The 16,176-nt window shown below is 61.4% G+C and carries 10 protein-coding genes, 1 tRNA gene and 1 pseudogene; 11 read left to right on the plus strand and 1 reads right to left on the minus strand.

The genetic code is table 11. From position 1 onward, the window contains the following. Positions 1 to 340, plus strand: a pseudogene (locus tag QKE30_RS10145) (IS256 family transposase); the annotation flags it as partial. A 51-nt stretch (positions 341 to 391) separates the two neighbouring features. Here the strand turns inward: QKE30_RS10145 and QKE30_RS10150 are convergent. Next, positions 392 to 464, minus strand: a tRNA-Glu gene (locus QKE30_RS10150). A 109-nt stretch (positions 465 to 573) separates the two neighbouring features. Here QKE30_RS10150 and QKE30_RS10155 point away from each other — a divergent pair. The 10 genes from QKE30_RS10155 (at position 574) to QKE30_RS10200 (ending at position 16,162) form a co-directional block, all read left to right on the plus strand. Further along, positions 574 to 1,800, plus strand: a complete 1,227-nt coding sequence (locus tag QKE30_RS10155; protein ID WP_347934719.1) for a YihY/virulence factor BrkB family protein — start codon at positions 574 to 576, stop codon at positions 1,798 to 1,800. A 56-nt stretch (positions 1,801 to 1,856) separates the two neighbouring features. Further along, a complete protein-coding gene (gene malP / locus QKE30_RS10160; RefSeq protein WP_347934720.1) occupies positions 1,857 to 4,235 on the plus strand; it encodes a maltodextrin phosphorylase MalP in 2,379 nt (792 codons plus the stop codon). Between the two features lie 196 nt (positions 4,236 to 4,431). Next, positions 4,432 to 4,524, plus strand: coding sequence for a K(+)-transporting ATPase subunit F (gene kdpF / locus QKE30_RS10165; RefSeq protein WP_034964313.1), 93 nt, complete (start codon positions 4,432 to 4,434; stop codon positions 4,522 to 4,524). After that, complete coding sequence (kdpA, locus tag QKE30_RS10170) at positions 4,521 to 6,173, plus strand: potassium-transporting ATPase subunit KdpA (RefSeq protein ID WP_347934721.1); 1,653 nt, start codon at positions 4,521 to 4,523, stop codon at positions 6,171 to 6,173. Before kdpF ends, kdpA begins: the two co-directional genes overlap by 4 nt. Further along, positions 6,170 to 8,386: a potassium-transporting ATPase subunit KdpB gene (gene kdpB, locus QKE30_RS10175; RefSeq protein WP_347934722.1), complete on the plus strand. Its 2,217-nt coding sequence runs from the start codon at positions 6,170 to 6,172 to the stop codon at positions 8,384 to 8,386. Before kdpA ends, kdpB begins: the two co-directional genes overlap by 4 nt. Before the next feature lie 52 nt (positions 8,387 to 8,438). After that, the gene (gene kdpC / locus QKE30_RS10180; protein WP_347934723.1) at positions 8,439 to 9,032 is read left to right on the plus strand and encodes a K(+)-transporting ATPase subunit C; all 594 of its coding nucleotides are present in this window, start codon (positions 8,439 to 8,441) and stop codon (positions 9,030 to 9,032) included. A gap of 145 nt (positions 9,033 to 9,177) precedes the next feature. Beyond that, the gene (locus QKE30_RS10185) at positions 9,178 to 11,892 is read left to right on the plus strand and encodes a DUF4118 domain-containing protein (protein ID WP_239202506.1); all 2,715 of its coding nucleotides are present in this window, start codon (positions 9,178 to 9,180) and stop codon (positions 11,890 to 11,892) included. After that, complete coding sequence (locus QKE30_RS10190) at positions 11,889 to 12,581, plus strand: response regulator transcription factor (RefSeq protein ID WP_239202508.1); 693 nt, start codon at positions 11,889 to 11,891, stop codon at positions 12,579 to 12,581. Before QKE30_RS10185 ends, QKE30_RS10190 begins: the two co-directional genes overlap by 4 nt. A gap of 149 nt (positions 12,582 to 12,730) precedes the next feature. Further along, complete coding sequence (locus QKE30_RS10195; RefSeq protein ID WP_239202509.1) at positions 12,731 to 15,271, plus strand: esterase-like activity of phytase family protein; 2,541 nt, start codon at positions 12,731 to 12,733, stop codon at positions 15,269 to 15,271. Between the two features lie 210 nt (positions 15,272 to 15,481). Then, positions 15,482 to 16,162: an Abi family protein gene (locus tag QKE30_RS10200; protein ID WP_080722665.1), complete on the plus strand. Its 681-nt coding sequence runs from the start codon at positions 15,482 to 15,484 to the stop codon at positions 16,160 to 16,162. Positions 16,163 to 16,176: the final 14 nt, after the last annotated feature.

Raw genomic sequence — 16,176 nt, forward strand, 5'->3', positions numbered from 1 at the left:
CATCAATCCTGACGGACTAGCAGCAACAACAAACAGTCTCGAAGGCGGCATCAACGCCCCAATAAAAGAACTAGCCCGCAGACACCGCGGATTATCACTACCGCATCAACGCACAGTGATGGATTGGTGGCTGTACCTACATACAGAAGTCCTTGACGATCCGGTCAAGATTGCCAGAGACCAGCGATGGGGTCAAGACGCACTTTCCACAGCAACAAACTTGATCACCCACGACACCACAGCCACTACCAATGACATCGGTGCACCAGCAGAATACGACACCACCATCGACACCAGCTACCAACACAACCTCGGCATCCAAAAAGGCTGGGTCAAATAACCACGACACACCCGGGAAAGACACACTTTTTGTCCTTTAACCCAAATTTTGTACCCCGTACGGGATTTGAACCCGTGTTACCGGCGTGAGAGGCCGGCGTCCTAGGCCGCTAGACGAACGGGGCGCGTGCGCCGCAGGTCGGCGCGCGTGCTTTCTGTAAGCAGCAGAGAGAACTCTACACAACGCAGCGCCAATCCACCTAATCCCTGCTCGTACCTGCTAGTTTGTGGTTGATGCACTCTTCAACCAAGCCTTCGAACTCCCCTGCCCGTGCGCTCGGCGATGCCCCACGCGCAATTGCGGAGGGCGCAGAGGGTACTGGGGCCACGAGTGGCGTCATTAAGAAGGTGCGGGACAACAAGCACACCCCGCGGCGCATCGTCGGCCCCGATGGTGGCACGGGCATCATGGCGCTCAGTCGCGACGAATACCGCACACGGGTAACGCGCAAAAACTGGCTGGTCGCGCCTCGTGCGTGGCCGCTGATCCTCAAGCGCTTGTACTACGAGTACTTCTTCCGCGCGATGATGGATCGGGGCGCCGTATTGAGCTTCTTTACCCTGCTCACTGCTATTCCAACCCTCACTGCGTTCTACTCCATCACCACCCTGGTGCTGGACCAAAACCGCAGTCAGGTCACCGACATCACGGATGAATTCATCGAGGAGAACATCCCCGAGACTTTTGCCGACAATGCGCGCACCATCGTGGACGTGATCATCGGCTCCACCCAACAATCCGTCATCACGCTGACGGTGAGTGTGATCATCGCACTGTTTTCGTCTTCTGCCTACATCCGCGCGTTCTCCCGCAGCGCCAACGGCCTGTACGGGCGGCTTGAGGGTCGCAGCATTGTGCGCACGTGGCTGGTCATGTGGGGGCTGACGTTCCTACTAGTCGTGGGGCTCGTGCTCGTTGCTGTGGCCTTTTTCTTCCGTGGTGACCTATTGACGCCCCTTTTCGACCGCTTCGCCGAACCACTACACCTGCAGTGGTTGGAGCGCTTCATTATCCAGGACTTCCTGCCGGTGTGGGGTTATCTGCGGTGGCCGGTGATTGCGGTGCTGTCGACCTTCCTGATCGCCGCGCTGTATCACGTGGCACCGAACATTTCTTACGGGCAGTTTCGGTGGCTGACAGTCGGCTCGATATTTGCCTTCGCCGGAATAATCCTGGTGGCGCTGGCGGTGAAGCTGTACCTGAACAACTTCCTGCATCTCGGCATGTACGGTGCGCTCGGTGGTCTGATTGTCGGTTTTGTGGGACTGGTAGCAGCCAACACGCTGCTGTTGATAGGGCTGAAACTGGATGCGGAAATTACCCGCGCACGGGAGCTGCAGGCTGGCTTGGATTCCAGCGTATTTATCCAGGTGCCGCCGACATCGGACGACGCGGTGGATGGGTTCAATAGATTGAAAGATTCGCTGGCGGAGGATGCGCGGAAGTTCCTAGAACACTAACCGCCGCCCCTCGCCCGACCAGCGAGTTCCCGGCCGGCACCATAGAATCAGTACCTATGAGCCACGAACTGAACTCCACCACCGTTGGCGGCCACGTCCGCGCCGCCGCCGGCACCAGCCCCGAGCACGCTTCCACCCGTAAGTTCTGGACGGGACTGTCCCGCAACATCCAGGAGCGCATCGCCGACGATTGGGAGCGCACCCGCCAGACCTATAACGCCACCCGCCAGCAGCACTACTTTTCCGCGGAGTTCCTCATGGGCCGCGCGCTGCTGAATAACCTCACCAACCTCGGCCTGGTGGAAGAAGCCCAGGCCACCGCCCGCGAGCTCGGCCACGAGCTCACCGACGTACTGGAAGTAGAAAACGATGCCGCCCTGGGCAACGGTGGCCTAGGCCGCCTGGCCGCCTGCTTCCTGGATTCCGCCGTCACCCAGGATTACCCCGTCACCGGCTACGGCATCCTCTACCGCTATGGGCTGTTCCGCCAGTCCTTCGACAATGGCTTCCAGGTGGAGCGTCCGGACCCGTGGCGCGAAGAGGAATACCCCTTCACCATCCGCCGCGCCTCCGACCAGCTGGTCGTGCACTTCGACGACATGAAGGTCCGCGCCATCCCCTACGACATGCCCATCACCGGCTACGGCACCCACAACGTGGGCACCTTGCGCCTGTGGAAGGCCGAGCCGTGGGAGGAGTTCGACTACGACGCTTTCAACTCCCAGCGCTTCACCGATGCCATCATCGAGCGCGAACGCGTCAGCGACATCTCCCGTGTGCTCTACCCGAATGACACAACCTACGAGGGCAAAAAGCTGCGCGTGCGCCAGCAGTACTTCTTCACCTCCGCCTCCCTGCAGGCGATGCTCCGCAGCCATCTGGCCCACCACGGGCACCTGAATAACTTCGCGGAATACCACTCCGTGCAGCTGAACGATACCCACCCGGTGCTGGCCATCCCGGAGCTCATGCGCCTGCTGATGGACGAGCACGGCATGGGCTGGGAGGAAGCCTGGGAGATCGTCTCCAACACCTTCGCCTACACCAACCACACCGTCCTCACCGAAGCCCTGGAGCAGTGGGACCAGCAGATCTTCCAGCAGCTGTTCTGGCGAGTCTGGGAAATCATCGCCGAGATCGACCGTCGCTTCCGCATCGAACGCTCAGCGGAGGGCATCGATGGCGTCACCATCCAAAGAATGGCCCCGATCCAACACGGTGTGGTGCACATGGCGTGGATCGCCTGCTACGCCGCGTACTCCATCAATGGCGTGGCCGCGCTGCACACGGAGATCATCAAGCGCGAAACCCTCGCCGATTGGCACGCGCTGTGGCCGGAGAAGTTCAACAACAAGACCAACGGTGTTACGCCGCGCCGCTGGCTGCGGATGATTAACCCTCGCCTGTCTGCGCTGCTTACTCGTCTTTCGGGTGGTGACGCCTGGGTCACCGACCTCGACAACCTCAAGGAACTGCGCAGCTACGCCTCCGATGAGAGCGTCATGCAGGAGCTCCGCGAGATCAAGGCTGCCAACAAGCGCGACTTTGCCGAATGGATCGCCGAGCGCCAGGGTGTGGTCATCGACCCGGATTCCATCTTCGACGTGCAGATCAAGCGCCTGCACGAGTACAAGCGCCAGCTGCTGAATGCCCTGTACGTGCTGGACCTGTACTTCCGCATCAAGGAGGACCACCAGCGCGACCTGCCGCCGCGCACCGTCATCTTCGGCGCGAAGGCCGCGCCGGGCTACACGCGGGCGAAGGCCATCATCAAGCTGATTAACGCGATTGCGGATCTGGTGAACAACGATCCGGTGGTCTCCCCGCTGCTGAAGGTCGTGTTCGTAGAGAACTACAACGTCTCCCCCGCCGAGCACATCCTGCCGGCCTCCGATGTCTCGGAGCAGATCTCTACCGCGGGCAAGGAGGCATCCGGTACCTCCAACATGAAGTTCATGATGAACGGCGCGCTGACGCTGGGCACCATGGACGGCGCGAACGTGGAGATCGTGGATTCCGTCGGCGAGGAGAACGCCTATATCTTCGGCGCCCGCGAGGAGGAGCTGCCGGAGCTGCGCGCGGACTACAAGCCCTACGAGCTGTACGAATCCGTGCCCGGCCTGAAGCGCGCCCTGGACGCGCTGGATAACGGCACCCTGCACGACGAATTCACGGGCTGGTTCTACGACCTGAAGCAGTCCTTGATTCACGGCTACGGCGAGGGTGCCTCCGACACCTACTACCTACTGGGAGACTTCGCGGACTACCGCGAGGTGCGCGATCGCATGGCCGCCGACTACGCCGCCGACCCGCTGGGCTGGGCGCAGAAGGCGTGGGTGAACGTCTGCGAATCCGGGCGCTTCTCCTCCGACCGCACGATCCGCGACTACGCCACGGAAGTGTGGAAGCTGCAGCCCGCGCCGATTGACGAGTAATTCCCGCCCTGCACCGGCGCAGGTCGGGGCGTCAATAAAGGGTGTAAAAGAGGGGCGTTAAGAAACCGTAAAGAGTCATTAGCACGGGGCACCACCGGTGTTGTTATATCTACATGCTTTATGACTTTTTAATGGTTGCAGTAACCTGCGCGCTGTTCGGCGCAATGGGAGCCGCCTTGAAGGCGGTGGACAAGCTATGAGCTGGGAACTGATCGTCGGTGGGATCCTGGGGATCCTGGCCATCATCTACCTTTTGGTTGCCCTGTTGAACCCGGAGAAGTTCTCATGAGCGGGGCCATCACAGGGTGGATCCCTGTCATCATGGTCATCATTGCCCTAGCAGCCTTCTACGTACCGCTGGGCAACTACATGGCCGCTACGTTCACATCCAAGAAGCACAATGCTTTTGAACGTGGCTTCTACCGCCTGATTGGTGTGAATCCTGACGGCCAGCAAAAGTGGACCCGCTACTGCGCGAGCCTGCTGGCCTTTTCCGCCATCAGTGTCGTGTTCGTTTACCTGCTGCAGCGCTTGCAGCAGTGGCTGCCCCTGAACCACGGCAAGGAGCCCGTGCACTGGGACCAGGCGTGGAACACCGCCGTATCCTTCACGACTAACACCAACTGGCAGTCCTACTCCGGTGAGACGGCCATGACCATCCTCACCCAGATGGCGGGCCTTGCGGTACAGAACTTCGTGTCCGCCGCCGTGGGCATCACCGTGGCCATCGCGCTGATCCGTGGCCTGGCCAACCGCATGGGCAACGGCCAGATCGGCAACTTCTGGGTCGACCTGACCCGCGCGGTCTTCCGCATCCTGCTGCCGATGGCAATCATCGGTGCGATCCTGCTGATTTCCCAGGGTGCGATCCAGAACTTCCACGCTCCGACCACTGTGGAGACGATCACGGGTGGCCAGCAAACCATTCCGGGCGGTGCAGTGGCCTCGCAGGAAGTCATCAAGGAGCTGGGCACCAACGGCGGTGGCTACTTCAACGCCAACTCCGCCCACCCGTTTGAGAACCCGAACGCGTGGACCAACATGCTGGAGATCTTCCTCATCCTGGTGATTCCGGTCAGCCTGACGCGTACCTTCGGCAAGATGGTGAACGACACCCGCCAGGGTTGGGCTGTGCTGGCCGCCATGGCCGTGCTGTACTTCTCTTCCCTGGCAGTCGTGATGTCCAGCGAAACCTCCCTGGCTGCGTTCCAGGGCGGTGGCATGGAGGGCAAGGAGTACCGCCTGGGTGTGCTTCCTTCCTCCTTCTTCGCCGTCACCACGACGATGACGTCGACGGGTGCGGTGGACTCTTTCCACTCCAGCTACCACCCGTTGGCAGGCGGCATGCTGATTCTGGACATGATGCTGGGTGAGATCTCCCCTGGTGGCGTGGGCACTGGCCTGTACGGCATGCTCATGATCGCCCTGCTCAGCGTGTTCGTCGCGGGGCTGATGGTCGGCCGCACCCCGGAGTACCTCGGCAAGCGCATCGGCGTTTCCGAAATCACGAAGGTCAGCCTGTACATCCTGGTCATGCCGACGTTGGTGCTGGCGGGCGTGGGTATTTCCACCATGCTGTCTTCTACCCGCGACTCGGTTTCTGCCGACGGTCCGCACGGCTTCAGCGACATTGTTTACGCCTACACCTCGGCCTCTAACAACAACGGTTCCGCGTTCGCCGGCTTCGGTGCAGACACCCCGTGGTTCAACATCACCCTGGGTCTGTGCATGTTGCTGGGTCGCTTCCTACCAATCATCTTCGCGCTGGCACTAGCCGGAAGCTTCGCTAAGCAAAAGCCGGCTGCCGAAACCGCCGGCACTCTACCCACCCACCGCCCGCAATTCGTGGGAGTGATGGTCGGTATCGCCATCATCGTTGGCGCCCTGACCTTCCTGCCCACCCTGGTCCTCGGCCCATTGACGGAGGCTCTGTCATGACAACCCTAAATGCTCCTTCGCGCACTGAAGCGGAGCGTGCGACGGCTCCGGCCAAGCACGATAAGAAGAAAAACGAGGGCGCTTTTTCCGCAGCCCAGTTGAAGCAGGCCCTGCCGCTGGCGCTAAAGAAGATGGATCCGCGCCTGCTGTACAAAACGCCAGTGATGTTCCTGGTGGAGGTCGGCGCGCTGTTCACCTTTGTTTTGGCGATCGCGCATCCTTCCCTTTTCACCTGGTCCATCACAGTATGGCTGTGGCTGACCGTTCTGTTCGCCACTCTGGCCGAATCTGTTGCCGAGGGGCGCGGTAAGGCGCAGGCGGACGCCCTGCGTGCCACCCGCACCCAGTCGAATGCTCTAAAGTTCACCGGCTCCGACGTGAACGATCCCCACCTGGCACCGGCGCTGGAGAACTCCGGTGCAGGCATGCGAGAGGTTACCGAGGAGGTCTCCAGCGAGTCCCTTCTGCCGGGAGACATCGTGCTGGTCAGCGCCGGTAACGTGATTCCCGCCGACGGCGACGTCATCATGGGCGCCGCCAGTGTGGACGAATCCGCCGTGACCGGCGAATCCGCGCCCGTCATCCGCGAATCTGGCGGTGACCGCTCCGCCGTCACGGGTGGTACCCGTGTGCTCTCCGATGCGATTGCTATCCGTGTAACCAGCAAGCCGGGCGAGTCCTTTATGGACCGCATGATCGGCCTGGTCGAGGGTGCGGAGCGTAAGAAGACCCCAAACGAGTTGGCCTTGGGCACCCTGCTGATCGTGCTAACGATCATTTTCATGATCGTAGTGCTGGCTCTGGCTCCGATGGCTGCGTTCAACGGCGCCGAGCAGTCCCCCGTGGTACTGGTCGCCCTGCTTGTCTGTCTGATCCCCACCACCATCGGCGCACTTCTGTCCGCCATTGGCATCGCGGGCATGGACCGCTTGGTGCAGCACAATGTGCTGGCCATGTCCGGCCGCGCCGTCGAGGCCGCGGGCGACGTTGCCACCCTGCTGCTGGATAAGACGGGAACCATCACCATCGGTGACCGCCAGGCCAGCGAGTTCGTCGCCATGAAGGGCATCAGCCAGGAAGAGCTCGTCTACGCCTGCCAGCTGTCTTCCCTCGCCGACGAGACCCCGGAAGGCCGCTCCATCGTCCAGCTCGCAGAGAAGCAGTCCGGCGTCGCCATCCCCGAAGAGACCTTCCGCGACGCGGAGTTCATCCCCTTTACCGCGCAGACTCGTATGAGTGGCATCCAGCTGCCCTTCGGCGCCGGAGAACACACGGAATGGTCCGCAAGCCACCAGGCAGCGAACCGCAAGATCGTCAAAGGCGCAGCCTCCGAGGTTGCCACGCTCGTGACGAACCTCGGCGGAGACGTCCCGCCGTCCATCACCGACGTGGTCAACGACATCTCCAACAGCGGTGGCACCGCACTGGTTGTGGCAGAAATCGCCCTAGACTCCCAGGGCGAGGACATTACAGGCCGAGTGTTGGGCGTCATCCATCTCAAAGACGTAGTAAAGCCGGGCATGACAGAGCGCTTCGAGCAGCTACGCACGATGGGCATCCGCACCGTCATGGTTACCGGCGATAACGCGCTGACAGCGAAGGCCATCGCTGCCGAGGCGGGCGTGGATGACGTCCTCGCGGAGGCAACCCCGGAGCAGAAACTGGAGCTGATCCGCAAGGAACAGGCCAAGGGTCGCCTCGTGGCCATGACCGGCGACGGCACCAACGACGCTCCCGCCCTGGCCCAGGCCGACGTGGGCGTAGCGATGAACACCGGAACCACCGCAGCCAAGGAGGCCGGCAACATGGTGGACCTGGATTCCGACCCGACCAAGCTCATCGACGTCGTGGCCATCGGCAAGCAGCTGTTGATCACCCGCGGTGCCCTGACCACCTTCAGTATCGCCAATGACATTGCGAAATACTTCGCCATCATTCCCGCGATGTTCGTGGTTGCCTTCCCAGGCCTGTCGGCGCTGAACATCATGCGCCTGCACTCCCCCGAGTCCGCGATCCTGTCTGCCGTGATCTTTAACGCGCTGGTCATTATCGCGCTGATCCCGCTGGCGCTGAAGGGCGTGAAGTACCGTGCGGGTTCTGCAGCCTCGCTGCTGTCACGCAACTTGACCATCTTTGGTTTGGGCGGCGTGATCGTACCGTTCATTGGCATCAAGATCATCGACCTGATTATCTCCGGAGTCTTCGGGCTCTAACCCTCTTGGGCTGGCAACCGCCGGCCCGCTTTGAAAGGAAACACAGAGAACAATGGCACGCGCAACATCTAGCAACGGCTTGCGTCTGGCCTCCACCACGGTGCGCATCTTCTTCCTGCTGACGTTGATCCTGGGAATTATCTACCCTGCGTTCATGGTCGGAGTGGGGCGAATCATGCCCGCCAAGGCGGACGGATCGATGATCACCAACGCCGAAGGCCAGGCCGCCGGTTCCTCCCTGATCGCCCAGGAAGTCACGAAACCGGGCTTCTTCTACCCTCGCCCTTCTGCTGCTGGGGATAATGGTTATGACGCCATGTCGTCTTCCGCCACCAACCTGTCCCCCTACAGCAAGGAGTACCAGGAGGCCATTGCCTCCAAGCGCGACGAGGTTGCCCAGCGCGAGGGTGTCTCCCCCGACGAGGTTCCGGTGGACGCCGTGACCTCCTCCGGTTCCGGCTTGGATCCGCACATCTCCACCGCCTACGCGAAGTTGCAGACTCCGCGTGTGGCGAAGGAGCGCAATCTGGACCAGCAGAAAGTGGAGCAGCTGGTATCGGAGGCCACCGAGGGCAACTACACAGGTAGCGCCGACGGTGCGCCGGTGAACGTGGTCAAGCTGAATAAGGCGCTCAGCGAGCTATAGCGCGCTAGGCCCCTTGGCGCGGGCACAAACACGTGCCCGCATTTTCCGGGCGCGGACAGCCTGGCGGTGTAAAACAGGCACTAGCGCTCGGACGCGTGGCGTCCAAAAAAATTTTCGGCGCACGATAAAAACAGGAGTAACGACAATGACTAAGCGTGGCACTTTGAAGGTGTACCTCGGCTTCGCCCCTGGTGTGGGCAAGACGTATGCCATGCTTAGCGAAGCTCACGACCTGTACGACCGCGGGCGGGACGTGCTGATCGGCATCGTGGAAGATCACGGCCGCGAGCGCACCCGAAAGCTCGCCGAGGGGCTGCCGACCCTACCGCGCAGATCGGTTCCCTACCGCGGTGGCCACTACGAGGAGCTGGATCTCGAGGCAGCGCTCGAAGCGCACCCGGAGATCGTCCTGGTTGACGAGTTGGCACACACCGTAGTGGGCGAGAACAACGCTGATAGCAGTCGCCCGGCCGAGGCGATCAAGCGCTGGCACGACGTGTACGCGCTGCTGGATGCTGGCATCGACGTCATCTCCACGATGAACATCCAGCATCTGGAATCCCTCAACGACGTGGTCTCGGCTGTCACCGGTACGCGCCAGCTAGAGACCGTGCCGGACCAGGTGCTTCGGGACGCCGACGAGATCGAGCTGGTGGACCTCTCCCCCGACGCTTTGCGGATCCGTTTGGCCCGCGGTGAGGTCTACCGCCAGCAACAGGCCGAAACCGCGCTGAACAACTACTTTCGCGTAGGCAACCTGACCGCCCTGCGCGAACTGAGTCTGTTGTGGCTGGCCGACAAGGTCGACGAGGGGCTGGCGAAATACCGCGAAGACAAAAAGATCAAGGAAAACTGGCCGACCCGGGAGCGCGTGGTGGTCGCCGTGCGCGGCGATGATGTCTCCGAAGCGCTGATCCGCCGCGGGGCTCGCATCACCCAGCGCGTGGCCGGGCGCGAGATGCTGGTGGTCTACGTCTCCGGCGCCGACGAAGCCTTGGGGGTTGATCTCCCCGAGCGACTGCGGCGCCTACAGGAACTCACCGAATCCCTCGACGGACAATGGCGCGTGATCGAAGGCGATGACATTGCCAACACCCTGCTAGAGTTCGCGCGGACCGTCAACGCCTCACAATTGGTGATCGGCCTGGGCACGCGCATGAGCCGGCTGTTTAGCTCCACTGCCCACAAGATCATCGACGGTTCCGGACGCATCGACGTGCACATCGTTTCTACATCTAGTGTCTCGTCCGACGACGATGCCACGAAGATGTCTAAGAGAGTGCTTCGGAAAGCTTCCCAGTTAATGGGGCTCACCCGGGATCGCGGGACGGGACTGGATACTTCGAAGCAGCTCAGCCCCACGCGCCGCTGGATCGGGTGGTTGCTGGCCGTGCCAGGCCCCATCCTCTTAACGCTCCTCGTGCTGCCGTTCTTCCGCGAAAGCGGGGCCTTGGGTTCCATCCTTTTGGGCTATTTGACGATCGCAGTTTTCGCAGCCCTGGCCGGTGGCTTCGGCCCGGCTATCGTGGCGGTGATCATCGGCTCGGTCATGGCCAACTGGTTCTTTACACACCCCTATCACACCCTCACGGTGACCGAGCCGGCGAACCTGGTGCAGATAGTCCTGTTCTTTGTCATTTCTGCAGCGGTGGCGGTGGTCGTGGATATTGCAGAGAGGCGCCGCGCTATTGCCAACCGGCGCCTCGGCCAGGCCGTTGTGCTCTCCGACTTAGCACGCGGTGCGCTGGACGAAGGCGACGACATCCGCAGTCTGCTTGCTCGCTTGCGGGAAACCTTCAACCTGGAGCGGGTAGACCTGCAGCAGTATTCGAAGGAACGCAAGAAGTGGGTCACGATGGCAACCACCGATCCGGGTGGTATCGGTGTGCCGTGGCCTAGCAAAAAGGCACCGTCGCATGTTGGTGCAGGTGATGGCATGCGCTTCGTCCTCGACGGGCGCGACCTGACCCCTGCCGAGGATGCGATGATCGAAGCTCACGGCGCCCGGATCACCGCGATTTACGACCGCGAGGAGATCGATGCAATGCGCCGGGCAACGGCCGCGCTGGAGGCCGGCAACCGTGTGGGCACCGCTCTGCTCACCGCGGTGTCCCACGACCTGCGCACTCCCCTGGCCGGTATCAAGGCCGCAGTCAGTGCGCTGAACATGGACGACATGGAGTTGGATGAAGAATCCCGATCGCTGCTGATGGAAACCATCGAATCCAGCACCGATCGGCTGGAGACCGTCATCGGCAACCTGCTGGACATGAGCCGCGTGAATTCCAACACCGTCGCCGTGCACCGCGCCAAGGTGCACTACAACACCGTGGTCGACGCAGTTCTGGCGGAGCTGCCCGAGGCAACACAGCACGTCGATTCTTTTATTGACGCCACCGTTCCGCCCGTCTTAGGCGATGCCGGTCTAGTGCAACGCATCATTGCGAACATTGTGGTTAATGCTCGCACCTACGCGCCGAATTCCCGGATCGAACTGCACGCCCAGCAGGTTGCAGCGGGTGCCGACGATCTGGCAGGTGCCGACGATCGGACTGGCGCAGAAACAGGCGCCGTGGAGCTTGCAATTGTCGACCACGGCCCAGGCTTCCCCTCGGAGCACCTTACGGACGTGTTCACCCCCTTCCAGCGCCTCGGCGATCAGTCGGCCAACCACAACGGGCTGGGTTTGGGCTTGGCTGTCGCCCGTGGCTTTGCCGAAGCCATGAACGGATGCCTCGAAGCCCGTAACACCCCAGGTGGAGGCGCCACACTGGTTCTTTCCCTTCCAACGGCAACGGGGGAACTTGAAGACGGTGAAGAACGTGGCGTCCAGAAGAAAGTACAAGGAGAAGCGCCATGAGCGGCGAAAAGATTTTGATGGTCGAAGACGACGTAGCGCTAGCTAACGCGGTGCTAGTAACCCTGCGGGCGCGCGGCTACAACGTGCAGGTGGCGACGACGGCGACGAAGGCGATTCAGGTGGCCTCGAAGTGGCACCCGCAGGCGGTACTGCTGGATCTGGGGCTGCCCGATCTGAGTGGCCTGGAAGTGCTGCGCGCGCTGCGGAATTGGACGGATATTCCGGTGCTGGTGGTTTCTGCACGCCACGACGAATCGGGCAAGATTAACGCACTGGATGAGGGCGCGGACGATTACGTGACCAAGCCATTTTCTGTCGGCGAGCTGCTGGCCCGGCTGCGGGCGGCGCGGCGAAGGACGCCCGGCGCGCCGATTCCGGAGGAGCCCGTGGTGGAGACCTCCGACGGACGCGTAGTGTTTGATCTACCGAACCAGCGGGTGACCGTCGACGGGCAGGACGTGCATCTGACCCCGCGGGAATGGGGCATTGCCGAGCACATGATCCGCCATCGCGGAACTCTGGTGACAAAGGTGGAGCTGCTGCAAGCGGTGTGGGGGCAGGCCTACAAGAAGGAGACGAACTACCTGCGGGTCTATATCTCTCAGCTGAGGTCGAAGCTGGAGGTTGATCCGAGTAACCCACAGTACTTCACGACCGAGACGGGCATCGGTTACCGCCTGGTGCTGTGACGTGGTGCCGCCAGCGCCGGCGAAGGGTCAACCAACACCGCGAATGAGTTCACCTGACGGCCATGTTGCCGTAAACCTGGCGCAAAAAAGAGGTGGAAACATGTGTCTGGTTTTATTCATAATTCGCACATAGATAGGCGCGGCTCTTCATGCAGCTCAACAACTTCAAAAACTCGGTCTCCCAGCGTGCACAGCGTGCTCGGCGCTCCCAGCGCAAGGTCACAGGGATTTCCCTGGCTCTAGCGGTGATTCCCTTCGCCGCAGTCCCCGCAGCGCACGCAACCGTAGGCTCCGAGACCGTGGTCGAATCCACCCTGGGATCTTCCAGTTTCGGCTCCTCGGCTGGGTCTTCTGCTGGGTCTACTGCCGGCTCATCCCTACCTGGTTCCAGCGCACCCGGTTCCAGCGGCCTTGCTGGCTCCTTGCAGCCGGGCAACCCAGGTAACCCAAGCACCCCGGACGCACAGTCCACGTTTGAGCGCACCGCCACCTACCCGGTGTACGAAAACCGTCCCGAGGGCGAGGACAAGTCCGCGGAGACCGTGGCGGAGATCTCCACGGTCTCCAAGGACGGCAAGACGCTAATCCACACGGATGCCCTGGCGCAGCGCATCGGCTTCATCGACATCAGCGACCCGAGCTCTCCGAAGGGCCTGGGCACCCTGGATCTGAAGGCACAGGGGCACGCCAAGGACGAGCCGACCTCTGTGGCCGTGTACGGCGACTACTTGCTGGTGGTAATCGACGAGACGGCCGGGGACTTCGCCAACCCGAAGGGGCGTGTGGACATCGTGCGCATCTCCGACCGCACCCGCGTTTCTTCCATCGACCTGCAGGGGCAGCCGGACTCCATCGCCATCTCCCCCGCTGGCGCGCCGGGTAGCCCCAAGGCCGCCATCGCCATGGAGAACCAGCGCGACGAGGAACTCAACGACGGCAACCTGCCGCAGCTGCCCACCGGCTTTGTGCAGACCATCGACCTGTCCGGGGATGCCAAGGACTGGAAGGCCACCCCGATCCGCTTCGAGGATGACAACGGCAAGCTGCTGAACGTAGTAAAGAAGGCCGGTTTGGATACCCCAGAGGATCTGGAGCCGGAGTACGTCAGCATTAACGGCAAGAACCAGCTGGCCGTCACCCTGCAGGAGAACAACGGTGTGGCCATCATCGACCTGCAGTCCAACCGCATCACCAACGTCTTCAGCGCAGGCAGCGCCGAAGTCAAGGGCGTGGACACCCAGTCCGACAAGATCATCAACCCCACCGACACCCTGCCCGCCTCCCCGCGCGAGCCGGACGCCATCGCCTGGATCGACGATAACCACGTAGCCACCGCCAACGAAGGCGACTGGAAGGGCGGCACCCGCGGCTGGACCGTCTTCGATACGGCCGGCAAGATCGTCTGGGATGCCGGCAACTCCGTGGAGAACCTGGCCATCCGCCACGGCCTGCACAACAACAAGCGCGCCAAGAAGAAGGGCGTGGAGATCGAGGGGATCGCCACCGCCAAGATGAACGGCACCAACTACGCCTTCGTCGGCTCCGAGCGCTCCAACTTCGTTGCCGTGTACAACGTCAACGATCCAGCGAACCCGCAGTTCGTGCAGATGCTGTTCACCACCAACGGCCCGGAGGGAATCCTGCCGATCCCGGAGCGGAACATGCTCGCTGTATCCAGCGAGGTCGACGAGCCGGACAACGCCGTGCGCAGCGCGGTGACGCTATATCGTCTGGGTGGCCAGGAATCCCAGCCCTCCATTGTTTCCGCCGACCAGGGCGATGCGCCGATCGGCTGGGGTGCGCTGGGTGCTCTGACCGCCGATCCGAAGGACGCCAACCGCCTGTACGCGGCCTCCGACTCCGCGTACGCGAACGGCTGGGTTTACACGATCGATGCCTCCAAGCAGCCGGCCGTGATCACCGAACGCCGCGCAGTGAAGCGTGACGGTGCCCCGGCTGAGGATCTGGACATCGAAGGAATTTCCGTGGCTGCCGACGGGGGCTTCTGGATCGCTTCCGAGGGCAAGAAGGGCAAGGATAACCGTCTCTTCCACACCGATAAAGACCTCAACATCACCTCTGCGGTCGAACTACCTGCCGACGTGGCTGAGCACATCGGCAAGTGGGGACTAGAGGGCGTCAGTTCCACAAAGGACGAAAACGGCGTGGAACAGCTCTTCGTCGCCGTGCAGCGACCGCTGTGGAAGGACCCGGAGGCGAAGGACCGCGAGGCGCTAGAAGGCGACAACACCACGCGCATCGGCAAGTACGACACGAAGACCAAGCAGTGGCAGTGGTTCGGCTACGAGCTGGAGAAGTCGGCCGGCAAGGGCGACTGGATGGGTCTGTCGGAGATCACCGCGCTGGACGATAAGCACCTGCTGGTGATCGAGCGCGATAAGCTGAACGGTCCGGATGCGAAGGTCAAGCGCGTAATGAAGGTGACGCTGCCTGAGGGCCGTGCTGAGGGTGCAGCCGCTAGCGCGAACGGTCTCGCGCTGCCGATGGTGAACAAGGAGCTAGCCGTGGACGTGCTGCCGAAGCTACGCGCCACCAATGGCTGGACGCAGGAGAAGCTGGAGGGCTTCACCATCGCGGCGGATGGCCAGATGTACGCGGTGACGGATAATGACGCGCTGGAGGATGCCACCGGCGAGACCGTCTTCCTACGCCTGGGCAAGGTGAAGTAGCGAGGCTCAAAGCCAGCTGGCGGATCGGGGAGCCTTTGTTCCCCGAGGCCGCATGCCGTGCGGCTAAGGCGTCCTTGGCTATTCACCCCACTACTTACCCCTCCCCTGCTACCCCCAATAAATCTGTAGAAAATCAATAACCCCGGTGATGTACGTCTAAAACGCAGGGATCGCTCCGGGGCTTTCAATGCAATCCTAACACTGAAACGTATGCAATCCAACGGCAACGCAGGAAACAACCTGGATAGGTGGTTTTCACCAGAACGGATGAAAACCTACAGTTTCCACTCCGACCCGGAAGCTCTCTACCTTTGGAACACACGCATCACCAAAGCCTTCCTCGAAGATATTCAGCACGTCGAGGTACTGCTCCGTAACTGTGTCGATCTAGCGGTGTCTTCAAAATACGGACATCAGTGGTACACGAATACGGATATCCCGTTCAATGCTCAGGCTAAGAAGTCCATTCGAAAAGCTGAGCGTCGTGCCGGATCCGCCAGGAATACATCACCACCACCAGGTCGAGTTATCGCAGAGCTTAGTTTTGATTTCTGGAGATTTCTTTTTACCAATACCTACTCATCCACCATCTGGCCATTGGTCCAGAAAACTCTACATGCGATTCCCCAGTCAAACTCCACAAAGAGGTCAACTCATATCGGCGTGCCGTCATTACAGGATTTCAGATGCGAAGTCGATGTCATCTATACCTTGCGAAACCGTTGTGCACATCACGAGCCAATAGTTAAACCTAATTTGAAATTCGAAGATACTGCGCTAGATCGAGTGCAGGGCGCCCTGTCTCTTGTCGCTAACTGGATCAATCCGCAAGCAGCACAATGGATAGAATCGAATTCCAGGATTCCGGATTTGCGCCGCACGAGGCCTTAGGCCAGCAAAGCACG

The sequence above is a fragment of the Corynebacterium sp. c24Ua_83 genome (assembly GCF_039907245.1).
Classification (GTDB): Bacteria; Actinomycetota; Actinomycetes; order Mycobacteriales; family Mycobacteriaceae; genus Corynebacterium.